This is a genomic window from Anaerocolumna chitinilytica (assembly GCF_014218355.1).
GTDB lineage: Bacteria > Bacillota > Clostridia > Lachnospirales > Lachnospiraceae > Anaerocolumna > Anaerocolumna chitinilytica.
In genome coordinates this window covers 3,822,419-3,847,513 of record NZ_AP023368.1, presented here as the reverse complement: position 1 = coordinate 3,847,513, position 25,095 = coordinate 3,822,419, and the positions used below count along the sequence as shown (strand labels likewise).

Here is a 25,095-nt window from a genome sequence, read left to right as displayed (position 1 = left end):
CTCTTTTTATTTTAATTGGTATATTGTATAATATTTCTAGCATTTACCTGGACAGATTCAGAAAGCATGAGGGAGGTCATATGCAAAGCTGCTATTCGAAAGAAACCTTATACCGTATCGGACATGAAAGTTTTGACAAACTGAACCGCCTGTCCTCTGTTCTTTTAGAAGAGGGTTATTGGGAGACCCCCCAAAGTGTCCTCCATAGAAATATAGAGGATATGCTTATCCTGTATGTTCAGGCTGTATGTGTGTCGCTTAGCTTATCCTGCAAACTTCAACTGGAAGAAAGTATAAAATATATACTGACTATTACAAAAAAGGACATGCTTGGTATAGAGGGAGATGATGTCAGTCACCTTAAGAGTAGTGTAAAGGAAGCTGTGGGCAGAATGATTAATTCACCGCCTATCCTTATTCAGCTATGCAATCTTTATGACCGGGAGAAGAAGGAATGTATGGGAGCAGATTTTCTGGATGCTCTGTTTAACATTCTTCTAAGTCTTACGGACCTCTGTCAGGCCAGGAATAGGGAAAGTGCTTCTTATCTTATGTCCTTTTACAAAAAGGTCAATGTCTTTTATGACAGCAATAATACCTGTATATATCATATGAGCGAAAGAGAAGTCTTTCGTAAGATTAACAGTGAAGAATTTGGTTCGGCTTTTCTTTTTCTAAAGACCTCACAGAGAATGACACGAGAAGATAAACTCACTGACGGACGTATTAATTCAGGAGATACTCATATAGCGGACAGGAAGAAAGAGATAGGAACGGCAAAAGAGAATAGTCAAGAAATTTCCTGCGAGGCAGACTTTATAGCCGAAGAGGATAAGCTGAAGGAACTTTTGGCGGAGTTAGATGGTCTAATAGGACTTGAGCAGGTAAAGGAAGAGATTAATTCCCTTATTAATTTGATTAAAGTTAAGAAAATAAGAGAAGAATACGGTATGCCTGCTATGAATATATCATACCACATGGTATATACCGGTAATCCCGGCACTGGCAAGACAACAGTAGCAAGACTTGTAGCAGCCATCTATAAAGAGCTTGGAATCTTATCCAAGGGAAATCTTGTGGAGACGGACAGAAGCGGACTGGTGGCAGGTTATGTGGGCCAGACGGCACTTAAGGTAAAAGAAGTGGTAGAAGAAGCCTTAGGAGGTGTACTTTTTATCGATGAGGCTTATTCCCTTGCGGGAGATAATCTTCCCGGTGATTTTGGTAAGGAAGCAATTGATGCCCTGGTTAAACTGATGGAAGATAACAGGGACAATCTGGTAGTAATAGTGGCCGGATATCACGAGGAAATGAAGAGCTTCTTAAAGTCCAATACCGGACTGATATCAAGATTCAACCGTTTTATAGAATTTCCGGATTATACAGTGAAAGAATTAACGGATATCCTTATAAGTATGGCAGAAAAGACCGGACTTACCATGGAAGATGAGGCACTTACGAGTATCAGGAGCTTTTTAGAGGATATGGATAGGATAAAGATAAAAGAATTTGGTAATGCCAGAGGTATACGAAATATTTATGAAAAGATATTGATTAACCAGGCAAATCGTTTGGCGGCCTGCGATAAACCGACGAAGGAGCAGGTATCCGTGATTTGCAGGGAAGATATATATAAGCTGAATTAAAGTTTAAACCGGAATTATTATGAAGAATTAGGATAAACGAAGAGAAAAGCTTATCAAAAAACAGTAGAATAAAGGAGAAGCGTATGAAATACAAATACGTCGTAGTAGGAGCCGGATTGGCAGGACTGACAGCCGCAGAAAGAATAGCAGAAGTACTTGATGAAGAGGTTTTAGTAATTGAGAAAAGAAGTCATATCGGTGGAAATGTTTATGATTCTTATAATGAAGACGGTATCCTAATCCATAATTATGGCCCTCATATCTTTCACACCAATGATAAGGAAGTTTATGAATATTTAAGCCAGTTTACTCCCTGGTATCATTTTTGGCACAGAGTTTTAACCTATGTAGATGGTAATCTGATTCCCATGCCTATTACTGTTGAGACTATCAATAAAATGTATAACCTGAATTTGAGCTGTTTTGAGGTGGAGGAATTCCTAGAGAAACAAGCCGTAGCCGTAGATGAAGTGCGTACCAGTAAGGATGTGGCCTTAAGTAAGGTTGGAGAAGATATTTATAAAAAAATATTTGAGAATTATACGAGAAAGCAATGGGGCGTTGACCCAGCTGAGTTGGATACGGCTGTTATATCCAGAATTCCTATCAGAGCAAACAGGGATACCAGATATTTCAGTGACAAATATCAGGGTATGCCAAAATACGGCTATACTAAGATGTGCGAGAATATGATCCGCAATAAGAATATCAAGATCCTATTAAATACAGACTATAAAGAAATAATTGGTGATTTGGAATATGATAAACTCATCTATACCGGCCCGACAGATTATTTCTATGATTATAAACACGGAAAGATGGCTTACAGAAGCTTAGAGTTCCAGTTTGAGACCTATTCCAAAGACGAATACCAGGAAGCTCCCGTTGTAAATTACCCAAATGATTATGATTTTACTAGAATTACAGAATTTAAGAAGCTTACAGGACAAGAGCATACAAAGACCACTATCTTGAAGGAATTTCCTACCGGAGAGGGAGAGCCTTATTATCCTTTTCCTACGAAGGAATACCAGCAGCAGTTTAAGCTCTATCAGACAGAGATGGAAAAGGAAGAAAAGACGGTCTTTCTTGGAAGACTTGCAGAGTATCGCTATTATAACATGGATGGAGTGGTAAGGCGTGCATTAAATGCCTTCAGAGGAGGCTTCCGTGGATAAACTCTATATTGTAATTCCTGCTTATAATGAAGAGGAAACTATCGTAAGTGTAATTGATGAATGGTATCAGGTGGTAGAAAAAGTCGGTAACGGCAGCCGTCTGGTGATTATTGATGATGGCAGCAAGGATAAGACTTTTCAGATTATGAAAGATGCAGCAGCAGGAAGAGAAGCTTTTCTACCTCTTACCAAACCCAACGGAGGTCATGGCGCCACCATCCTTTATGGATATAATTATGCGATAAAAGAAGGCGCTGATTATATATTTCAAACAGATTCAGACGGACAGACACTCCCGGAAGAATTCTGGGAATTCTGGAAGAACAGAAAAAATTATGATATGATAATCGGTCACAGGAAAGGCAGACAGGATGGTTTTTCCAGGGTCTTTGTAACGAAGACCTTAAAATTCGTGCTCCAGCTGGTGTTCCATGTGTCTGTCAGAGATGCCAATACCCCTTTCCGTCTGATGGAGAGTAAAGTCCTAAAGGATAACATTAAATTGATACCAGAGAACTATAACCTTTCCAATGTTATAATATCTGTTATCTATGCAAAAAAACATAAAAAAGTAAAGTATATTCCTATTACTTTCCGGCCACGGCAGGGAGGAGTAAATTCAATTAATATGAAGAAGATATTCCGTATCGGCAAACAGGCTCTGAAGGACTTTTCGGCCATCAACCGGTATATTGGCTAATAGCAAAATTGTGGGAAGGACAGGCGTGCAGATGGATACAAAAAAGAACATGGTAGGAAATATCCTTCAAATGACTTTGACCATAATATTAATAATAGCTTTATTTCTTTGCGGCTTTTTTCTGCTTGGGAAGGACTTCACACCCTTTTTCAGATGGTGGGGAGTGCTGTTGTTATTAGGGTTTGCATTTTTACCGATTACAGGTATACTGTTTGAGAGTTTTCATGATAAAGGATATTTATTCGCTAAAACCATAGGAATTGCTATTACCGGATATTTAGTATGGCTGCTGTCATCTCTTAGAATATTGAAATTTACCGGTATTTCCTGTGTCGTGATTTTTATTCTCTTATTAGGTGTCAATATTTTGATGCTTAAGGTATGGAAGAAGAAAAAGATTACCTTTACGAAGTTGAATTTGAAAGCCGTATTGACAGAAGAACTTTTGTTTCTGTTTATCTTTCTGGTATGGACTTATATCAGAGGTTTTAAACCGGAAGCTCATGGGACTGAGAAGTTTATGGATTACGGCTTTATGGCTGCCATGATGAGAGCGGATTATATGCCGCCAAAGGATATGTGGTTTGCCGGAGGTACTATAAATTATTATTATGTGGGACAATTCCTGGCGACCTTTTTGACAAAGCTTTCATTTATCAAAGCCAATGAAGGTTATAACCTAATGCTTATGACGCTGGCTGCTTTTGGATTTGTACTGCCATACGCAATTGTATACAATGTGACCTTAAGATATCTAAAAGATAAAGGGGCGGCAAGCAGATGGAAGGCTCCATTTGCTGGTGTTCTATCCGGTGCCGGAGTATCTTTGGCAGGTAATATACACTTTGTAATATTCTATTGGGTAGTACCGGGGATTCGTTCTTTTCTTGGCATAACCGGAGATTTTAAGGATTATTGGTTTCCGAATTCCACAAGATATATCGGATATAACCCGGATACCCATGATAAGACCATACATGAATATCCAAGTTATTCTTTTGTATTAGGAGACCTTCATGCCCATGTATTAAACATTATGTTGGTATTGACAGTGACAGCGGTTCTTTTCGCCTGGCTGCTAAAGCGCAGGAAGCTCATGGATGAGGGTTATGGGGAAGAAAAGTATCCCAAGCTGTTGAAGGAAATCTTTGATCCCCATATTTTACTGGTAGGATTTTTTATTGGTGTATTTCATACTACGAACTTTTGGGATTATCCCATATATTTTGTAGTAGCAGGGGCAGTGATATTATTTTTCAATCTAATATTCTATGGGTTTCATATAAGAGCCTATGGAGTGACTGCGCTGCAAGGAGCGGTAGTGCTGGTACTGTCTGAAATTACGGCACTTCCTTTTACCTTGAATTTTGATCAGATATCGACGGAAATTAACATTGCCCAGACCCATACACCTCTATACCAGCTCATTATACTTTGGGGGCTTCCGGTTGCGGTTGTGCTTGGATTACTGATTGAACTTATAATGCTTCAAAGAAGAAGGGATAAAGGATTAAACCTTCAGATTTCAGAAAATAGTGAAATAATCTATCAAGAAGAGGTAAATAAGAATAAATATACCGGCATAAAAGGTTTTATGTATCACCTTACAATTTCGGAATTATTTATTCTGACTATTGGCCTTTGTGCTATTGGGTTGGTACTGATTCCGGAAATTATTTATGTAAAGGATATTTATACCGGAGATTATAAAAGAGCGAATACGATGTTTAAGTTAACTTATCAGGCGTTTATTCTCTTTGGTACCAGCAGCGGATTTATTTTTGCAAAATTTATTCATAAACCTGTTTTCACCTGGCAGAAGAAGTTTACTGTTATCACGTTGATTTTATTCTTATGTACTTTGTGGTACAGCGAAGTATCCATAAAAGCCTGGTATGGCAATATTTTTGCAGTGAAAAACTATAAGGGACTTGATGCTATTGCCTTTATGGAAAAAACAATGCCGGATGATTATGAGACAGTGAAATGGCTTAATGAAAATATATCCGGTACTCCTGTGGTGCTAGAAGCAAACGGTGACAGTTATACGGATAATGAACGCATATCCATGGCAACGGGACTTCCGACAGTTCTTGGCTGGTATGTTCATGAGTGGCTCTGGCGTGGCGATACGGCTGTTTTAAACGAGAGAATTGATGATATCAAGAATCTATATACAGCAACAGACAGAAGTATTGCGCAGGACATTATTGAAAAGTATCATATTCAATATATTTATGTAGGAAAGCTGGAGCAGGATAAGTTCCCTGAGATGAACCAAAGTTTCATAAAAAGTCTTGGCAGTATAGTTCTTGACTATGCTGAAACCTCGGATAAGAGTTATGAATCATTTTTAATTAAAGTTTCTGACTAAAGTAAAATTTATTTTTTATAGTTTTTAGATAAAAGAAAATCCAGGCAGTATTGTAGGTTCGCTTATGATTCTGCCTGGATTTTATGTTAATTTAAGACTTATTTTTATTGATAAAACAATATTAATAAGGAAAACAAAGCGTTATCATCCATAAAAAACATACTCTTAAAGAAACAACTAACATAAATTTCCTGAGTATTTCAAGATTTACGGAACATAATAATAGTGTAACAAACAACAACAAAGAATTATTTAAGCCGAAACAAAAGACGGCAAGAATAAGTAAATGGAGGAGTTTATTATGTCAAGTAGAAACAGAGCAGAAGTACCTCAGGCTAAAGAAGCCTTAAACAGATTTAAGTATGAAGTAGCAAGTGAAATCGGTGTACCTTTAAAACAGGGATACAACGGAGACTTAACTTCTTACCAAAACGGCAGCGTCGGTGGAATGATGGTTAAAAAGATGATAGCCGAACAGGAAAAGAAGATGTCCGGCCAGCAGTAATATAGAGGGATGAAAGTTGGGTTCTAAACCAAAGGCTCTAGACCATTGGTTTAGAGCCCTTCTTTCTTTTGCACAGAGTTTACGTGATTCATTATAATTCTAATTTATTCAAATACTGCCAATGTTTGGTTTTTTAACAGATTGATTGAATATTTTGCATTTGTGGAGTAGAATAGTATTCATATATAAACTAGGAAACTTGTACTAGGCCGTAAAATTGGGTTGACAAACCAAGAGAATAATATACAATATTATTAGATATTTTAGTGAAATCAAGCGCATCAGAAGTGCATTTGTAACAGGAGTTTATATGAGAGTAATTGCAGGAACAGCTAAGAGAATACCATTAAGAACAGTGGAAGGGTTAGAGACAAGACCGACTACGGACAGAATTAAAGAGACTCTGTTCAATATGGTCAATAACAGGCTGACTGACTGCGATTTTTTAGATTTATTCAGCGGGAGCGGAGCCATTGGGATTGAAGCATTAAGCAGAGGCGCGGGTTCCGCTGTTTTTGTTGAAAACAATAAACATGCCATGGAGTGCATAAAATATAATTTGAATGCAACCAGGCTTGACGAAAAGGGACAAAGGCTTTTAATGGATGCTGTTTCAGCCATCCGTGCTCTCGAGATTCAAGGGAAGGTATTTGATATTATATTTATGGATCCTCCCTATAACCATCTCTATGAGCAGCAGGTTTTAAATGCTTTGAAGAATTCAGGAATTGTCTACTGTGATACCTTAATCATCGTAGAGGCTTCTAAGGAGACAAGCTTTGATTATCTCTTAGAAACACCTTTTCGTATCACAAAAGAAAAAGTATATAAGACAAATAAACATGTTTTTATAGAGCCAGTGCAGCTTGGAAAGGAAATATAATGAGAATCGGGATATATCCGGGAAGTTTTGACCCGGTAACCTTTGGGCATATTGATATTATCAAACGTGCTTCCAGGCTGGTGGATATCTTAATTATAGGTGTTCTGACTAACAGCAGCAAGGCCCCTTTATTTACAACAAAAGAACGGGCAGAGTTTCTAAAGATTGCAACAGCAGATATCAGTAATGTAAAGATAGAAGAGTATCAGGGACTTTTGGTGGATTATGCCAGAGAAAAGCAGGCAAATGTTATATTCAGAGGTTTGAGAGCAGTGACAGATTTTGAATATGAACTGCAGCTGGCACAAACGAATCATATACTGAATGCGGCTGTGGATACGGTTTTCCTTACAACCAGCATGGAATATGCTTATCTTAGCTCCAGTACTGTAAAGGAAATAGCAAGCTATGGGGGGAATATTGAGAAATTTGTTCCGGCTCCTATTGTCCAGGCGATTTATGATAAATATCAAGAGTTAAGGAGAGTTTAGGATGGGTGCTAGTAGAATAGAACAATTAATTGAAGATATTTACGAATTTGTAGAAAGCTGCAGGATGCAGCCCTTATCATCCACAAAAGTAATCGTTCCAAAAGATGAACTCTATGATTTATTGGATGAATTACGTCTTCGTACACCGGATGAGATAAAAAGGTATCAGAAAATTATAGCAAACAGAGATGCGATTATCGCTGATGCAGAAGAAAAGGCAGCTGCTATTCTGGCCGAAGCCGGAGAGAGAGCAAATGCCCTTTTAGAAGAAAGTGAAATTATGCAGCAAGCCTACTACCACGCAGAGGTTTTGGCAAAGAATGCGGAAGAAGAGGCTGAGCGTCTTGTAAATGAAGCCAATGAAGATGCGGTTCAGATACGCCAGAGTGCTCTATCCTATACCTCCGATATGTTGACGGATGCTGAACAGATACTGGAGAATGCTTATCAGAGCAGCAAATCTAAATATGACAGCCTATTGACTACCCTGAAGGGAAATCTTGAAATTATTGCAAGTAACAAAAGAGAACTGGTAAATGAATCTGCCAGAAATGAAAGTCCCTATGAGCAAAGTGCCGCAGCGTCAGAAGCCGGTAGAGCATCACAGAGCAGAGAAGGTGTGACACAGGAGGAATTCGAAGAATTCGGCTTTGATGAAAACACTTTCTTAAATGGTATTGATTAAGTAATATATACATAAATGGCTGCTAATAGGAATGCTACAGTCATATGAAGCAGCTTTTGTATAATATATGTATGTATAGATAGCCTTGTATCATTGATTACACTTTTGGTCTGAGCCAGACCGGATAGACCGCCGAATGCTGTAATCATTGTAATCAGGGCTATTTTTATGTCCATGGGAAAGGCTGCGTTACTGATTTTGTTAATTCCCGTTGTAATCTCGATAAACCCTAATACTATAATCTTCAATGTACTGTTTGAGGAACCGATATCTGAGATAATCTGTGCACTGATGGAAAAGAGGATAACATAACCACCAACACGGGTTATGATATCAAAAGCATCCATAATGCTTTTATCCAGTTTCTTAAAATCAAAACGGCTGTTATCCTCTTGTGGGTTCACAAATCCGGCTAAATCCGCAGATTTCCTTGCCTGTATATTGAGGGCTGTGAGCTTTTTCCTATAATGAGACAGCTGCTTTTTTCGAATAGCACTCCAGAGGAAGGTGGAGAAAAGTGCAGAAGAATATAGTATCACGAGGAGAGCTATTCGGATATCCGGCCTGTTAAGCTGAGTAAGTGAGATATAGCTCATAATAAACATTGGGCTCGCATTGTTGCATAAACCTAAGAGATATTGTCCTTCTTCTACACTAAGCTCTCCTCTTTTTATCATATCGGAAGTTGTTTTGGCACCTACCGGAATTCCTGAAAGAAAGCCAATTAATACCGGATAACAGCCGTTTTTTGATACCCGGAATATTCGGTGAAAGATGGGATACAATATTCTGCTTAACAGCACAGAGATTTTCATCTGTACAATCAGGTTGGATAAGATCATAAAGGGCAGCAGAGTAGGAAGTAATGTATTAAACCATAGCAGCAACCCTTTTTTTGCTCCCTGGAAGGAAGAGATGGGATAGATCAGTATGATAGCTAGAAAAAATAAAACGATGGCTCTGGGGATATTTCTTTTTAATGTATTTTTAAGCTGCATGATAGGTTGATAAGAAATATATCTATCTCCTCCTTGTATTACTATAATCTATTTTAGAAAGATATAGGATATACCTTAAAAGCAATTTCTTTCATTTTGAAAAACAGGTATAATTTTCCGGAGGATTCATGATATAATGAAAGAGCAGTATGGAATTTGAAGTATACTAAAAATTCTGAGGGGATTGAAGAACATGAACATCTCTTAGGTTCATGAATGAATCATGGACGGGCTGTGAAATACTAAGAAATATGAAGCAGAAAGGAAAAACAGATGGAACAGGTTACGCTTAAAAAACGAAGTGAAGTGAATTCAGAAAACAAATGGTCCATAGAAGATTTATTTGCCAATGACGAATTATGGAAAGAAGAATATAGCAAAACCAAGGAAGAAATAGAAAAAGTAAAAAATTACAGAGGAAAATTATCTGAGTCCGGCAAAATCATGCTTGACTTTCTAAAACTTCAGGATAATATAAACTTTCATCTGCAGCGGGTATATGTGTATGCAAATGAAAAATACCATGAAGATACAAGTAATAGCTTATACCAGGGATTTTCCGAGCAGGCAGGAAATCTGGCGGTAGAGTATGATGCAGCAGTATCCTTTGCCAATGCAGAAATTCTATCTATGCCGGAAGAAATATTATTTAATTTTATTAAAAATACACCGGGACTTTCAGCATATGACTTCGCGTTAAAGGAAATCCTTCGCAATAAGCCTTATACCTTAAATGGTGAGATGGAAGAACTCTTAGCTATGGCCGGAGATATGGCATCCTCTGCTCAGACGATTTTTTCAATGTTTAACAATGCTGATATCAAGTTCCCATCCATTAAGAATGAAAACGGGGAGCTAACAGAACTTACCCATGGCAGATTTATTCTGTTTCTTGAAAGTTCAGACAGAAACGTTCGCAGAGAGGCTTTCCAGAGCATTTATTCTTCTTATATGAAGTTTAAGAATACATTAGCGGCAGTTTATAGCGCGAATGTTAAGAAAGAAGCCTTTTATTCCAAAGCCAGAAAATTTCCTTCCACTATGGCTATGAAATTATACGGAAGTAATATACCGGTAGAGGTGTATAAGAATCTGATTGAGACAGTACATGAAAAGATGTCACTTATGCACCGTTATGTGGCCTTAAGAAAGAAATTGATGGGCTTGGAAGAGCTTCATGTATATGATTTGTATACACCTATTGTAAAGGATGTAGACATAAAATATAGTTTTGAAGAGGCAAAAGACCTTGTGGTGAAAGCATTGGCTCCTATGGGCGAGGGTTATTTAAAAATCTTGCAGGAAGGCTTTGAGAACAGGTGGATTGATGTGTATGAAAACCAGGGAAAGCGAAGCGGCGCTTATTCCTGGGGAGCCTATGGAACTCATCCGTATGTATTGTTAAACTATAATAATAGTCTGGATAATGTATTTACCCTGGCACATGAGATGGGGCATGCTATGCACAGCTACTACTCATTTAATCACCAGCCGATTACTTATTCGGATTATAAAATATTTGTTGCAGAGGTTGCTTCTACCTGCAATGAGGCTTTGTTGATGGAATACATGCTTTCTTCCACAGAGGATAAGAAGGAGAAAGCATATCTGATCAATCATTTCCTGGAGCAGTTCCGTACAACCCTTTACAGGCAGACAATGTTTGCAGAATTTGAAATGCTTACCCATGGAATGGCACAGAGAGGTGAAGCATTAACTGCGGAGACTTTAAGTGCCAAGTATAAAGAACTGGTAGGCTTGTACTATGGGGAAGAACTTGTTCTGGATGAAGAAATTGCTTATGAATGGTCCAGAATACCTCACTTTTATACACCTTTCTATGTTTATCAATATGCTACCGGTTACTCTGCAGCCATTGCACTTTCCAGAAAGATATTAAATGAAGGGGAGAGTGCTGTAAAAGACTATATCGGTAAGTTCTTGCAGGGCGGCAGCTCTGATTACCCTATAGAGCTTCTTAAAAAAGCCGGTGTTGATATGAGCAGTAAAGAACCTATCAGGCAGGCCTTGGATCTGTTTGAGGAACTTCTTGATAAGATGGAAGAATTGCAGGGTTAGTAAAATCGGGCTATAGAAGAACCAAGACAGAATTAGAATATAAATAAAACAGGGAATCATCCTGCAGATATTAGTCCTGCAGGATGATTCCCTGTTTATATTCATCCTTTGGCATTACGCCAAATTTATGATATACCACCTCATTATAGAGGGCGGTTGAGAAAAATTCTTCTTTTAACATAGACTCAGCAGATTTTGGCAGTTTGTGCTCCATACCTCCGACTTTTGTAATTAGAGGAAGTCTGCTCTTTTTTGCTACCGTTCGAAGGAGAGGAGATGAATTTTTTTTAATTCCCAGGATTCGTGCGTACTGTGAATAGCCATTTACTTTATAATGATTCATGGAATCCTCTGTGATATTTAACAGTATATGAAGCAGAGAGCGGTTTATCCGGGTAAGGGTCCATTGCTTTGATTTCATAAGTTTGGCAGCTTCGGCAAAGGATAAACCAGGTTCCATCAGGCTCTTTATCCGGTTAGCGAGATCCGGTGTAACATCTAAATATCTTGAAAGGGATGATTTGGTCTCGTTCATAAGTTTGTATTGCAATAAAAGAGAAAAATCTTCTTCGAAAATCGGCCAAGTCTTTTTGTAAGAAGCACTCAATATATGAAATATTTCCTTTGGTACATGATTAATAAGATCCGTAAGCATCGAGCCGTTACGTACTGCCCCTCTTATAGCGGTAGCACTGCTGATAATGGTACCGTTGCCTTGGTTTAAAGTATCCTTATGATAACCGGAAGAAATCCTTGGAATTGTGATTGGTTCAATGCTGCTGTTTTGTGAAGTAAGAGCTTTTATATACTCCATTCCCAGGATATTGTTAGGAGAAGAAAAAAGGTCATCATCTGCCCCTTTCAGATATACTTTTAAGGCTTCCATACGGGCCTGAGGGAAGGTCTTGCCGGTTTTTAGGGCATCATTAAGAACCTTTTTAAACAGCGGCGGTTCCGCTAAAAGAATTTCAGAGGCTTCTTTCAGCGTCTGGATGTTTCCGCATTCACTTCCAAAGCATAGAGAGTCTACTACGCCGATACCTTCCAGAATGGAAACTGCACCCATAGAAAAATATTCAGCACTGGCACTGGCAAAGCATACAGGAAGTTCTAATACCAAATCGGCTCCGCAAGATAGTGCCATTTTTGTTCGACTGTACTTATCCATGAGAGCAGGAGCGCCTCTTTGTACATAATTACCGCTCATTACTACGATACAGTAATCTGCTCCGGTCAGTTTACGGGCTTCTTTTATATGATGATAATGACCATTGTGAAATGGATTATATTCGGTTATTAATCCTACGACTTTCATACGATTCTCCTTGGGACAGGTAACTTATTGATTATCCCTTTTCATTTATCTATCAATAAATATTACGATATTACACATTTATATTTCCTACTATAGAGGAAAAAACAATAGAAGTAAAGGCACGAATGAAATTTAATCCGAATTCTGCTCAGCTAAGGTTTTTTTAGGATAACTCCTAAGCTGCTTATAAGGAAAACGTAAGAATTTCAGCCTATAAAAGGGATGTACAATCAAGAAGTAATTGGTATAATAGAATTGATAACTAGTTAGGGGGGAACTACATGATTAGGATTGCATTGTGCGATGATGAGAGGGACGAACTTAATTTATTGGAAACAGTCATAAAGCAATATGAAGAAGAGAGAAATCTTTCATTCCGGATAACATCCTATAAAAGAGGGGAAGAACTTATAGGCAATTGGGAGAATTTTGACATTGTTTTTTTGGATATCAGAATGAGTGGAATGGATGGAATGGAGGCAGCAAAAAGCATTCGCAAGAAGGATATGCAGGTAGAAATTATCTTTATTACCAGCCATATAGGATTAACGAGAGAAGCTTTAGCTGTACATGCCTTTGAATATCTTGAAAAGCCTGTCAGTAAAGAAGTTCTTTATCAGCAAATGGATGAGGTTTTAGATAAGATTTCCCGTAACAAGCAGATTGAAGCAAAGCGGAAGGAGATTGTGGAAATTAATGCTGGTAAAAGCGTTATACGAATTGCTGTTGACGATATTTATTATTTTGAAAGAAATGACCGTAAGATTAAAGCAGTTACAAAAAAGGGCAGTTTTATTGTAAATGAGACCATATCTTCCTTAGAACAGAAATTGAAGACTTTTGATTTCGTGATGCCCCACCAAAGCTTTGTAGTAAATATCAACCAGATGCAGGATTATTATAAGGACGAAATTATAATGATGAACAGTGATACCATTCCGGTTGCCCAGAAAAGATCCTCGGAATTTAAAAAGGTAATGCGTGATTTTTTACAGAAGCAAATGAATAAGAGCTTATAGCACGATTCCAAATGAGAATTTGAAATAGAAAAATGAGATTGGAAAGGGCCAGAGAATGTCTTGGCTTATAAAGGTGTTCAAATGAGTGAAGCAATTTATGTGATAGGATTGCTACTGTCGGGGTTTGTTACAGTACATATTACAATGGATTTTTTAAAGACTTGTTTTGAGAGGAAATATACAAAGTGGGTATATGTACTTTATGAAGCTGTCTTTGTTTTGATTTTGGCAGGTGTAAACGCCATAGGAAATGCATGGTTAAATCTTATTACTGTATTTGCTTTTGCAGGATTTCTGGCAGTCAGGATGTACAAGGGGAAGATAATACATAAGCTTTCTTTTATAATCATACTGATTATTGGTATGAGTGCCTGCGAATCGGTCGGCTTAATTCTATTGCACAGTTTTTATCACTGGGCTGATGTTTCCATTGCCTCAGATAAATTGGGTAATTTCTATGATATGACAATAAGCCAGGTGTTTGTTATCCTGGTCAGCCATCTGTTCCTTATCCGGTTGGCCAGAAAAAAAGATATCAGTCATCTGAATTTACAACAATATCTATTTACCTTTATTTATTCCGTATTCAGTATTATGAATATTTATTGCCTTTCTGTTGGTCTGAAAATTACAAACAAAGTGGAATTCATCTGTGCTTTGGTTACCAATGTGGGAATTGTTATCATAAATATTTATTTTCTTAATATTTTGGAATATGAATCAGAAAATAACCGCCTAATATATGAAAACCGGTTATTTGAACAGCAGTCGAAAATGCAGTACCAGTACTATGATGCATTGGAGCTGCAATACCGGGAATCTTTAAGCATTATCCATGATGTAAAACGGCATATCCGCTCCATAGAAGAGCTATATAAGAATCAGGATACGGATGTGGCAAAGGAATATGCTATAACCATTAACAATAGACTGGATTCTTTTCGATTAAATGAATATACCTCCAACCGTATGTTAAATGTTATATTAAATGATAAAATGAAGCTTGCAGAAAGTCATAAAATTGATTTTCAATGCAAGATAGATGAGATTGACCTAAGTTTTATAGATAACATGGATCTTACGACGATATTTGCCAATCTATTGGATAATGCTATAGAGGCCAGTGCCAACGCACCCGGCAGTAAAAGTATTAATCTTAAGGTGGGATCTTTTAATAATTTAATTGGGGTAACTATAAAAAATACAATGGCAGAGACAACGGAACCCTGTGTGGGAGTAAGTGGAATTGAGCATAATATCAGGGCAAAACATAGAGGTATTGGTATCCCGAATGTTGAAGCTGTTATCGCAAAATATAATGGTGACATTGATATGGAAAAAGACGAAGGGGTTTTTACTGTAAGTATAGTTTTATCGAAAACAGGGAAAAGACACGGAGCAATGTAGAATAGACAAAAAACCTGTCGATTATGCATAAGCACTTGATTTTTTAAAGGAGAGAATTCTATAATAAAGCTGTATACATAGAATCAGGGGGGATTCGGGTGTTTAGCAAAGCAGCAGATAACATGGTGAATAAGTTGGTTAAAATGAAAATTATAGAGGCGGAAGACTGTGAACTTTACCGCTTTGGTATTGAAACGGCACTTTTAAAGGGAATTCACCTGATATCCTATCTTATTCTTGGCCTTCTCCTAGGTAAAACAATAGAGCTTATTATATTCCTTATTGCTTTCATACCTCTTAGGGAATATGCCGGAGGATACCATGCTGCAACAAAAAAGGGATGTTACATTATTTCCTGTTTATGCATACTTTCGATGTTGCTTATCCTAAGAGTATTTCCTGCAGCTTATTATTCTAATAGTATGTATCTGGCAGTATTTTCTGGGGTTTTGCTTCTGTTTTTAGTACCCGTGGAATCAAAGAATAAACCCTTGGATGATTCAGAAAGAGCATATTTTAAAAGTAAGGCAGGCTTTATCATAGTACTATTACTGACATTATCCTTATTTCTCTTTATGCTCAATCAGTTCTCTCTTAGCTTTTTGCTGGCATTAGTGTTATTTTACGAGATGATTGCAGCTGTAACTGGTAAGATAATTCTGCAAAAAGGAAAAAATTGACAGAACAATTTGGATATTCGAGCTAATATTCTGACAAAATGAAAAATAATTAGTATTAATTGGTACCTATTTATCGTAGAATAGACAAAAAAAATGTAGAATAGACATGGCATATTGATAAAAAATTCATTATCCTATATAATAACGATTGAAATAGTTATCACAGACAATTTTATAAGGAGGTTTTTGTGAAAAGTCAGCTTGAAAAAAGACTACTAAACGCAGTTTCGAAGATAGCTTTGGATAATGCCAAGAAATCAGCTAATTCTGCATGTGTGTTTGTTGGCTATCAGGCTAAACTTCCGGAGTCAGTGAAAAACTTAAGAAAATTTTAATTTGCTACAAAATTCACTCCTACAATTTTTTAGCAGCAAAAATACTGTTAGGCCATATAGCCTAACAGTATTTTTTTGTAGAAAAACAGCAATATCCCTCCTTGCCAGACTTTTCGTACTGTGTTACTATATGCCTAGCTTTAATCATTATTTTTTCCTGTTATAATACCGGTTAAAAGTGGGAAAAATGAAAGACATACCATAAATAGTACAAAAGTACATTAAAATAAATAATAAAAATGATGGAATTTGTTACTTGTAACGAAAAAAGTTTTAGTCTATAATGTATGCTGAGATATTATCGCTCATTTCCCATGGATTAATATACCTGGCAGGTGTATACATATTGGGCTGAGTATGCAAAGTACATTGTTTGTATTACGAAAGGAGATTTTTGTAATGGGATTCATTGACACTATTAAGGAAAGGGCAAAACAGAATAAAAAAACCATTGTTCTGCCGGAGACAAGTGACAGAAGAACACTGGAGGCTGCTGCCAAAATATTGGAGGAAGGGATTGCTAATATCATTCTTGTAGGTAAAAAAGAAGATATTGAAGCAGGCGCACAGGGCCTTAATATATCCGGGGCTACTATCGTTGATCCTTTTACTACGGAAAAGCTTAGCGGCTATGTTGACCTTTTGGTTGAACTTAGAAAAAGTAAAGGTATGACACCGGAAGCTGCAAAAGATGCACTTACGAAGGATTTTCTAACCTTTGGTGTAACAATGGTTAAAGCCGGTGATGCTGATGGAATGGTAGCAGGTGCTATCAATGCAACCGCTAATGTATTAAGACCGTCACTTCAGATTTTGAAAACAGCACCTGGAACGAAGTTAGTTTCTGCTTTCTTCGTAATGGTTGTACCTGATTGCGAATATGGTGCCAATGGTACCTTCATTTTCTCCGATGCCGGATTAAATCAGAATCCTAATGCAGAAGAGTTAGCTGCTATCGCAGGAAGCTCTGCTAAGAGTTTTCAGCTGTTAGTAGGAGAGGAACCTGTTGTTGCCATGCTTTCACATTCTACAAAGGGAAGTGCAAAGCATGCGGATGTGGACAAGGTTCTGGAAGCAACAAGGCTTGCTAAGGAAGCATATCCGGATGTTAAAATAGATGGTGAATATCAATTAGATGCTGCTATCGTTCCTAGCGTAGGTGCACAAAAAGCACCTGGAAGTGATATTGCAGGAAAAGCTAACGTACTTATTTTCCCTGATTTGGATGCAGGAAATATTGGATACAAACTTACACAAAGACTTGCTAAAGCAGAAGCTTACGGCCCTATTACCCAGGGTATTGCTAAACCGGTTAATGACTTATCAAGAGGCTGTACAGCTGAAGATATCGTAGGTGTTATCGCTATTACTGCAGTTCAGGCTGCTGCAAACTAGATTGGGAAAATTTTGCGAATATCCAATCGAGAATTGGATATTCAGGAAAGAGGTTAAAATGAAAATATTAGTGGTTAATTGTGGTAGCTCATCATTAAAATATCAGTTAATAGATTCAGAAACAGAAAAGGCTTTAGCAGTAGGTATATGTGAGAGAATTGGAATTGACGGAAGATTAGTTCATACACCTGCCGGTGGTGAAAAAATCCGTATGGAAGCAGATATGCCGGATCATAAAGCTGCTATTAAATATGTATTGGATGCTTTAACAAGCAGTGAGTATGGTGTAATTGGACATCTTGATGAAATCGGTGCAGTTGGCCACCGTGTTGTTCATGGCGGTGAGAAATTTGCTTCTTCCATCGTAATTACAGATGATGTTATTGCAGGAATTGAAGAATGCAGCGATCTTGCACCTCTTCACAACCCTGCTAACTTAATTGGTATTCGTGCATGTCAGCATTTAATGCCCGGTGTACCTATGGTTGCCGTGTTTGACACAGCTTTCCATCAGACAATGCCTCAGAAAGCATATTTGTATGGTCTTCCTTACGCATATTATGAAAACTACAAAATCAGAAGATACGGTTTCCACGGAACCAGCCACAGCTTTGTAGCAAAGAGAGCAGTTCAGTTATTAGGACTTGACCCCAATAACTCCAAAGTAATCGTATGCCATCTCGGAAACGGCTCCAGTGTATCTGCAGTATTAAATGGCAAATCTATTGATACCAGCATGGGTCTTACTCCTTTGGAAGGACTTATCATGGGTACCAGAAGCGGAAGCATCGATCCTGCCATTATTGAGTATCTTATGAAAAAAGAAGGCATGACCATTGATGAGGTTATGGATGTTTTAAATAAGAAATCCGGTGTTCTTGGTCTTTCCGGACTGTCCAGTGACTTTAGAGATTTGGAAGATGCTACGGCTGAAGGCAATGAAAAAGCAATAATGGCTGTTGATGTATTCAATTATCATGTTGCAAAAACCATCGGTTCCTATGTAGCAGCTATGAATGGTGTTGATGCCATTGTATTTACAGCAGGTCTTGGTGAGAATGATAAGGCTGTAAGAAAAGGAACTATGAGCTACTTAGGTTATCTGGGTGTTGAAATAAACGAAGCAAACAACAATACCAGAGGTAAGGAAATAGAGCTGTCCACACCTGAATCCAAGGTTAAAGTATATATCATTCCTACTAATGAAGAGCTTGCTATAGCAAGAGAGACTGTTAGTCTCTTAGCATAAAAATCTTGTACTCTGCCAAATATATCAGGAAAAGTTAAAATATACATTGACAAATAATAGACCACTGATTATAATAGTAACAGTGCGAATTTTTGAAGATAGGAGATTGTTATGATTATTAATTTGTCAGAGATTATGTCAGTCAAAGGCAATGTCGTGTCTGTACAAGCTCCCATCGAAGCAGAGAATTTTTGTATGGAAGGCGAATCCTATCCTTTTGTAAAAAAGGAACCGGTAGACTTAAAGATAACCCATTTAGGTGACCGTAAGGTTAAACTGGAAGGCAGAAGTGAAGTCTCTCTGTTAATTCCGTGCAGCAGATGCCTTAAAGACGTAACCATCCCTTTAAATCTTGAATTTTCCAAGGAATTGGATTTTATGAAGGATTCAGAGGAACGTATTAAGGAATTGGATGAAACAAATTATATTAGTGGATATAATCTTGATGTTGATTTACTGGTCTATGACGAAATATTAATAGACTTTCCCATGAAGGTTCTGTGCGACGAGAATTGTAAAGGATTTTGCAAGGTATGCGGGTCTGATTTAAATAAAGGTGAGTGTTCTTGTGAAAAACAGGTCCTCGATCCCAGAATGTCAGTAATCCGAGATATATTCAATAATTTTAAGGAGGTGTAATCATGGGAGCTATCTGTCCGAAGAATAAACATTCCAAAGCGAGAAGAGACAGCCGTAGGGCAAACTGGAAAATGTCTGCACCTAATTTAGTAAAGTGCAGCAAGTGCGGTGAATTAATGATGCCTCACAGAGTGTGCAAAGCTTGTGGTTCTTATAACAAGAAAGAAATCATTTCTACAGAGAAATAATTGAAAATCAAGGCCTCCAGGGATTCCTGGGGGCCTTATTTTTTGTGCACTTGTCTTACTAAATGTCGATAAAAGTCAATATATGGAACGAAAGTCTAGTCTCTTTCATAAATTATAATGAAAGGAGGTAAGGACAATGAGTGAAGAAATAGCTAAAAAAGCTATTATTGAAACAAAAGCTCAAGTATCTGATTTAGATTACGGCAGATATGAACCTACTGCTTTGATGAGAGAATCATCAAGACTATTATTTCGTATTCCGGTATTTTTAAGCCATCCCAGCAGATTGAATTCTGTTCAGCAAATGTTTGTTGATGCCATAATCCTGCAGATTAGGGAAGCTTTATTGTTCCCAAGGACATTACCCATATCGGAACAGTATCCGGAGACACCATTAACCAATATCCGACGGATGATATTATCAAGTTATGGAATGGTATCACTTAATTTACGTCAGCGTGAGGTAGCATTTATACAGAATAATCTGAACCAGCCATTAACAGGAACTATTTGGGAAGGGAGCCCATTTGCCCAGATAGAACCGGCTATGGCTTATCAATATGGTTTGCCGCTGCTGCTGATCAGAGAAACCGGAGTAGAACAGAATGGAATCTGGTCATTTGGGATTGGACCGTTCTTGATTCTAGAGTGGGACTCCACTGCACCGGATCCTATCAATAGCTTTTTTGCAAAGAATGATTGGAAATCTATCTTCCAGAACTGGACCGGACAGGTAAGAAATGGTTACTATATACAGACAGAACCGCCTTTTCAGTATTCCTGTTCAAAAGATTTCGATTAATAAATATTTATAAAAATAGTTTCTATAAAATAGTATCTATAAAAATAGTTTCTATAAAATAGTATCTAGTAAAATAGTTTCTATCAAGAGAAGGAGCTATAAAAAAGTATTAAATATAAATAAGACCTTCAGGTTGCCCTGAAGGTCTTAAATAATACCGGTTTGAAATGTTAATTTCCTCCCGGGCCGTCTCTGCGCTCGGATTCATCTGAAGATATCCCGTATGCCTGTGACACCGTATGCATATCATTCATAGAAGATTCTAAGCTGGTGTTTGATTTGTTGACACTCACATCTTGCATCTTACCAGTTGTCTTATTCTTAGTACTGTTTTTAGAATTACAATTTTTCGTGTTTGCCATCATAAACTCCTTCTGAGACTTTTTTCGTTCTTTTACAAGAACCATTCACCATTAAATGTTTTAGCTATTTTTTTCATTTGCATCGAATATGCCAGTGATTTAATAATAACAATTATGCATTTATTAGTGAACAATGTTAGTATGACCTGAACGCTCTTTTTTATGTATGGATTACAGATGGTAATAATTTTTAATAAATAAAAGTAATTGTTCTCCAAAAGCCGCAAGCTCTTTCTGAGTCATTTCTTTTAACTTTTCAGATTCTATATAAGTGATTTTATCCGAATAATTTTTTTTAAAAATGATTTCTTTTGAAGTCTCACTTGATATGCTGTAAGGAATAAAGCAACCATTCTTTTTAATATAACAGGTCGAAGGTGTCGCTTTTTTCCGGTACTCCTTATCCACATACTGGGACACGCTTTTATGCACTGCCATATCCTCCAGTGGAAGATAATAATAATCCGATGGCGGTGAAAGATAATATTTAAGAGTCCCTGTATATACCGGAATATGAAATATTATTGTATTATCTCTGAAATCAATAACAAGTTCCATGCCTTCTATAATCTCCTGATTGGCTTTTAGGGAGACTTTTTCTTTTAAGGGACAGGTTACAGTAAAGTCCGCCGGGAAGAGAAAGGGTAATTGGCAGAATAACAGAATGTGGTTTTGCTCATTCTTAATTCGGCAGGTGGTTAAGGACTGAGAATTTGTTAATGCATTGTATTCTAAAATATCTTTGTAGTACAGCAAACCGGATATTGCGGGAAGATTCTTAATATCCTCCAGATTATGTAAGAGTAATATGTCTTCCAACTCACCGGCACTTGGGTTACTGCTGTTATTGACAGAGGCAGACTGAAGTGCTAGTCTTTCATAGGTCAATCTTCCTAAATAAGAGGAATAGAGGGAGATTAGTTCTTCACCGGAATAGGTATCTAGTCTTTTCAGATGAAGATAGCTCTCTATTGCTTTCAGGCGTGCACTTTCAAAGGATAATAATTTTTTAAGTGGAAGGATCAGCTTATATAAATCAAGACTTTCTATGAGGGTAAAAGGGTCAGTTAATCCATACATTTCAGCTTTTTTCTGGAGATAAGGAATATCAAATCCACTGCCATTGTAATGGATTAAACGCCGGTAATCCTTTAAAAAGTCAAAGAAAGCAAGGATAAACTCAGACTCCTTTAAAGGTTCCGTGTTCAGCCATTGGATAATTTGCCAGGTTTCCTCCTTGTAGTACATACAGCCAATAAGATAAACATAGGATGTTTTGGCTGAAAAACCTGTGGTTTCTATGTCAAAAAACAAAACTTCTTCCTTACTATAAGGAGCATGAATCGGGTATGTATCTTCTATTTGCAGCAGAGTATTTTTTATTTTCATATTTTCAGCCCTTTTTACATATAATACTTATTTTATCATAAGATAACAGGTTTACAAGTGGGATAATTATCTGAATGGCGTAAGTATAAGGTGTATGCTGTATTACCGATTGTTTTTAGCAGAAGTAAAGGAATTCAGTAAATATCAATAGTAGTTCTCTGGAATAAGAGTAAAATTAGGCTATATTTTCTTATTTGGATATGCTAGAATGTTAACAGTACATTGAGGCAAGGGTGGGTTACCATGTTTGATGTTAAAATTTTCGGGTTAGATTTATTACATATCTTTTATAATTTCTTTTTATATTCTGTATTTGGCTGGGTTTATGAAAGTACGTTAGTATCAGTGAAGAAACGGTCTTTTGTCAACAGAGGGTTTTTAAATGGTCCTGTAATTCCGATTTATGGTTTAGGAGCTACAATTGTTTACATATTTTTCTGGCAGATAAGAAATGTCTTACCAGTTGTTTTTTTTGGTGGTATGGTACTTGCCAGTCTCTTAGAGTATTTCACTTCTTGGATTATGGAAGTGGTTTTTCATGCGAGATGGTGGGACTACAGTGACAATCGGTGGAATATAAAAGGAAGAATATGTCTGCTTTCGGCAACTGTCTGGGGTATTTTGTCGGTTCTTGAAATTTCACTGCTGCAACCTAAGGTAGTAGAGCTTTTTTACATTATTCCAAGAATTGCAGGGATATATGCTGTATCCATCTTGTCTATACTGTTTATAATAGATACATGGATAACGGTGGTTCAGACCTTGAGAATGGATAAGATATTTGCTGAGATGCTACGGCTTAAGGATGAATTTAATGAATACATAGAAAAAACCAGAATCTATGAGACAAAAGAAGAAATCAAGAAAAAACTTACGGGATATAAGATTTTTGAACTTTCAGACAGAATAAGAAAGTTTATGGATGAGAACAAAGAAAAGCTGTTGGAACGCAACCATAATCAGGTGGATTTTGATTTTAAGAGCCTGAGACAGGAAGTTGAACACCATATTGTTGAATATATTACGAAAATTCAAACCATGTCTGGGACGGCTACACATATACAAAGACGTCTATTGGCAGCTTTCCCTAATTTACAGATAATAAGAAGAAATAAGAAAGAAGATAAAAGCTCTTCTGGTGCGGACAGCGTGGTCGAAGCGGCAGAGTATACTATTGGGAAGGAAGAGAGAAACATCAGGTGGGCAGATATGAATACAAATGATAATTTGATAGGAACTACGAAAAGCTATATAAGCGGATTTTTTAGAGTTTCCCTGGTTGGCATCTTGGTTCTAATACAGATGGCAATTATTGTTGTGCTGGGATATTGGCTTAGCGGTTCCGGTGTATATATTTATCTTTTTATTGAAATTGCAAGTATTTTTATAATTGTAGGATTAGTGAATGATAACAGAAATTCATCCTATAAAATAGCCTGGATCTGCATTATATTATTACTGCCGGTAACAGGGCATATTATGTATGCACTATGGGGAAAATCCGGTTCTACAAAAAAAATCGAACGTAAGATATTAGCCTGTATCGAACATGGCAATACCTTTTTAAGCTATGACACTGAGACCGCTGTATCCTATGCGAAGAGATACCCAACCAAGAGCAGAATGTCAAGATACATGGAATCTCAAAGTTTTCCTTTGTATAAAAACAATCAGGTTACTTATTATCCTATGGGGGAAGATACCTTTGAAGCGATATTTAAGGATATAGCCCAGGCGAAGAAGTTCATTTTTCTCAACTTCTTTATTGTTGGAGAAGGGGTTTTATGGGATAGAATGAAAACTGTCCTTTTAAAGAAAAAAAGCGAAGGTGTAGAAATCCGATTTATGTATGATGATTTTGGGGCTTCTCTTCGTACCTCCAATGGTTTCAGAAAGAATCTGGAGGCAGAAGGAATTCAGACAGCGGTTTTTAATCCTATTCATAAATATACGGATAAACTTTATATGAACTACCGCAGTCATCAGAAAATCATTGTAATTGACGGTAACATAGGTTATACAGGCGGTATGAATCTGGCAGATGAATATGTGAATCTCATAGAACGCTTTGGTAAATGGAAGGATAATGCTGTTCGAGTAGAAGGTGATGCTGTATGGGGACTTACAGTTACCTTTTTACAGATGTGGGAGATTTGTAAGAGCGGGGAATGGATGGATTACAATACCTACCGGCCGACAGTAGTATTTCCGGAAAGTGAAGTATATTGCCATGTGATCTCCGATGGTCCAGCGAACAGGCCCAATAATCCTATTGAGAGCATTTATAAGCAGATAATACATTATGCCAAGAAATATGTTTATATCACAACACCTTATCTCGTTATTGAAGACGATATGAAGCAAGCATTGATTGAGGCCGCACAAAGCGGGATTGATGTAAGAATCATAACGCCGAATATTCCCGATAAAAAGAATGTAAAACGTCTTACTAATTATAATTACGGGCAATTATTAGAAGGCGGAGTAAAAATTTATGAATATACTCCCGGTTTTATCCATGCAAAGACCATTATTAATGAAGACTGCGGTATAGTCGGTACAATCAATATGGATTATAGAAGCTTCTTTCTTCATTATGAATGCGGACTTTGGATGTGTAACAGAGAGACAATAGATGTTATAAAGAAGGATCTGCTGCAGACTATGGACATCAGTAAAGAAATTACTCTAGATGAATGGAAACATCGTCCATGGCATTTGAAAGCCTGTCAAAGGGTATTAAATCTTTTTTCAACTTTAATGTAGACAAAGGAGA

The 25,095-nt window shown here is 37.2% G+C and carries 23 protein-coding genes; 19 read left to right on the top strand and 4 right to left on the bottom strand.

Annotated features, from left to right (window positions below; all coding sequences use genetic code 11):
- The first annotated feature begins 80 nt into the window (after nt 1-80).
- The 8 genes from bsdcttw_RS16770 (at nt 81) to bsdcttw_RS16735 (ending at nt 8,462) form a co-directional block, all read left to right on the top strand.
- Entirely contained in the window at nt 81-1,646 is a 1,566-nt protein-coding gene (locus tag bsdcttw_RS16770; RefSeq protein WP_185255984.1) for an AAA family ATPase, read from the top strand.
- 83 nt (nt 1,647-1,729) lie between these two features.
- Nucleotides 1,730-2,824: a UDP-galactopyranose mutase gene (gene glf, locus bsdcttw_RS16765; RefSeq protein WP_185255983.1), complete on the top strand. Its 1,095-nt coding sequence runs from the start codon at nt 1,730-1,732 to the stop codon at nt 2,822-2,824.
- Nucleotides 2,817-3,524, top strand: coding sequence for a glycosyltransferase family 2 protein (locus bsdcttw_RS16760; RefSeq protein WP_225903688.1), 708 nt, complete (start codon nt 2,817-2,819; stop codon nt 3,522-3,524). Before glf ends, bsdcttw_RS16760 begins: the two co-directional genes overlap by 8 nt.
- 31 nt (nt 3,525-3,555) lie before the next feature.
- Entirely contained in the window at nt 3,556-5,898 is a 2,343-nt protein-coding gene (locus bsdcttw_RS16755) for a DUF2298 domain-containing protein (RefSeq protein ID WP_185255981.1), read from the top strand.
- A gap of 301 nt (nt 5,899-6,199) precedes the next feature.
- Nucleotides 6,200-6,403 (top strand): alpha/beta-type small acid-soluble spore protein, encoded by a 204-nt coding sequence (locus bsdcttw_RS16750; RefSeq protein WP_185255980.1) that lies wholly within the window; start codon nt 6,200-6,202, stop codon nt 6,401-6,403.
- Nucleotides 6,404-6,713: 310 nt separating this feature from the next.
- Nucleotides 6,714-7,286 (top strand): 16S rRNA (guanine(966)-N(2))-methyltransferase RsmD, encoded by a 573-nt coding sequence (gene rsmD, locus bsdcttw_RS16745; protein ID WP_185255979.1) that lies wholly within the window; start codon nt 6,714-6,716, stop codon nt 7,284-7,286.
- A complete protein-coding gene (coaD, locus tag bsdcttw_RS16740) occupies nt 7,286-7,777 on the top strand; it encodes a pantetheine-phosphate adenylyltransferase (RefSeq protein ID WP_185255978.1) in 492 nt (163 codons plus the stop codon). Before rsmD ends, coaD begins: the two co-directional genes overlap by 1 nt.
- Nucleotide 7,778: 1 nt before the next feature.
- The gene (locus bsdcttw_RS16735) at nt 7,779-8,462 is read left to right on the top strand and encodes a FliH/SctL family protein (protein WP_185255977.1); all 684 of its coding nucleotides are present in this window, start codon (nt 7,779-7,781) and stop codon (nt 8,460-8,462) included.
- Here the strand turns inward: bsdcttw_RS16735 and bsdcttw_RS16730 are convergent.
- The gene (locus bsdcttw_RS16730) at nt 8,459-9,349 is read right to left on the bottom strand and encodes a hypothetical protein (RefSeq protein WP_207726423.1); all 891 of its coding nucleotides are present in this window, start codon (nt 9,347-9,349) and stop codon (nt 8,459-8,461) included. The genes bsdcttw_RS16735 and bsdcttw_RS16730 overlap by 4 nt on opposite strands.
- Nucleotides 9,350-9,733: 384 nt before the next feature.
- On the opposite strand from bsdcttw_RS16730, the gene pepF reads away from it, so the two are divergent.
- A complete protein-coding gene (gene pepF, locus bsdcttw_RS16725) occupies nt 9,734-11,539 on the top strand; it encodes an oligoendopeptidase F (protein WP_185255975.1) in 1,806 nt (601 codons plus the stop codon).
- A gap of 70 nt (nt 11,540-11,609) precedes the next feature.
- On the opposite strand, the gene bsdcttw_RS16720 is transcribed toward pepF, so the two are convergent.
- Nucleotides 11,610-12,854, bottom strand: a complete 1,245-nt coding sequence (locus bsdcttw_RS16720) for a nucleotidyltransferase (RefSeq protein ID WP_185255974.1) — start codon at nt 12,852-12,854, stop codon at nt 11,610-11,612.
- Nucleotides 12,855-13,135: 281 nt separating this feature from the next.
- Between bsdcttw_RS16720 and bsdcttw_RS16715 the strand changes: the two genes are divergently transcribed.
- From bsdcttw_RS16715 to bsdcttw_RS16675, 9 genes are all read left to right on the top strand, one after another.
- Nucleotides 13,136-13,873, top strand: coding sequence for a LytR/AlgR family response regulator transcription factor (locus bsdcttw_RS16715; protein WP_185255973.1), 738 nt, complete (start codon nt 13,136-13,138; stop codon nt 13,871-13,873).
- Nucleotides 13,874-13,954: 81 nt separating this feature from the next.
- On the top strand, nt 13,955-15,280 hold the full coding sequence (locus bsdcttw_RS16710; RefSeq protein ID WP_185255972.1) for a sensor histidine kinase: 1,326 nt from the start codon (nt 13,955-13,957) through the stop codon (nt 15,278-15,280).
- Between the two features lie 98 nt (nt 15,281-15,378).
- Nucleotides 15,379-15,960, top strand: a complete 582-nt coding sequence (locus bsdcttw_RS16705) for an accessory gene regulator ArgB-like protein (RefSeq protein WP_185255971.1) — start codon at nt 15,379-15,381, stop codon at nt 15,958-15,960.
- 188 nt (nt 15,961-16,148) lie between these two features.
- Nucleotides 16,149-16,295: a cyclic lactone autoinducer peptide gene (locus bsdcttw_RS16700; RefSeq protein ID WP_185255970.1), complete on the top strand. Its 147-nt coding sequence runs from the start codon at nt 16,149-16,151 to the stop codon at nt 16,293-16,295.
- A 399-nt stretch (nt 16,296-16,694) separates the two neighbouring features.
- Complete coding sequence (pta, locus tag bsdcttw_RS16695; RefSeq protein WP_185255969.1) at nt 16,695-17,690, top strand: phosphate acetyltransferase; 996 nt, start codon at nt 16,695-16,697, stop codon at nt 17,688-17,690.
- Nucleotides 17,691-17,748: 58 nt separating this feature from the next.
- The gene (locus bsdcttw_RS16690; RefSeq protein WP_185255968.1) at nt 17,749-18,939 is read left to right on the top strand and encodes an acetate/propionate family kinase; all 1,191 of its coding nucleotides are present in this window, start codon (nt 17,749-17,751) and stop codon (nt 18,937-18,939) included.
- 111 nt (nt 18,940-19,050) lie between these two features.
- Nucleotides 19,051-19,578, top strand: coding sequence for a YceD family protein (locus bsdcttw_RS16685; protein WP_185255967.1), 528 nt, complete (start codon nt 19,051-19,053; stop codon nt 19,576-19,578).
- A gap of 2 nt (nt 19,579-19,580) precedes the next feature.
- Complete coding sequence (rpmF, locus tag bsdcttw_RS16680; protein WP_185255966.1) at nt 19,581-19,766, top strand: 50S ribosomal protein L32; 186 nt, start codon at nt 19,581-19,583, stop codon at nt 19,764-19,766.
- 136 nt (nt 19,767-19,902) lie between these two features.
- Entirely contained in the window at nt 19,903-20,568 is a 666-nt protein-coding gene (locus bsdcttw_RS16675; protein WP_225903687.1) for a hypothetical protein, read from the top strand.
- 170 nt (nt 20,569-20,738) lie between these two features.
- Here the strand turns inward: bsdcttw_RS16675 and bsdcttw_RS16670 are convergent, their stop codons facing one another.
- Both bsdcttw_RS16670 and bsdcttw_RS16665 read right to left on the bottom strand, forming a co-directional pair.
- Nucleotides 20,739-20,930, bottom strand: coding sequence for a hypothetical protein (locus bsdcttw_RS16670; RefSeq protein WP_185255965.1), 192 nt, complete (start codon nt 20,928-20,930; stop codon nt 20,739-20,741).
- Between the two features lie 171 nt (nt 20,931-21,101).
- Nucleotides 21,102-22,319 carry a ribonuclease H-like domain-containing protein gene (locus tag bsdcttw_RS16665; RefSeq protein ID WP_185255964.1) on the bottom strand — a complete coding sequence of 406 codons (1,218 nt, stop codon included), beginning with the start codon at nt 22,317-22,319 and terminating at the stop codon, nt 21,102-21,104.
- A 243-nt stretch (nt 22,320-22,562) separates the two neighbouring features.
- Here bsdcttw_RS16665 and cls point away from each other — a divergent pair, with 243 nt between their 5' ends.
- Nucleotides 22,563-25,085, top strand: coding sequence for a cardiolipin synthase (cls, locus tag bsdcttw_RS16660; RefSeq protein WP_185255963.1), 2,523 nt, complete (start codon nt 22,563-22,565; stop codon nt 25,083-25,085).
- Nucleotides 25,086-25,095 lie beyond the last annotated feature (10 nt).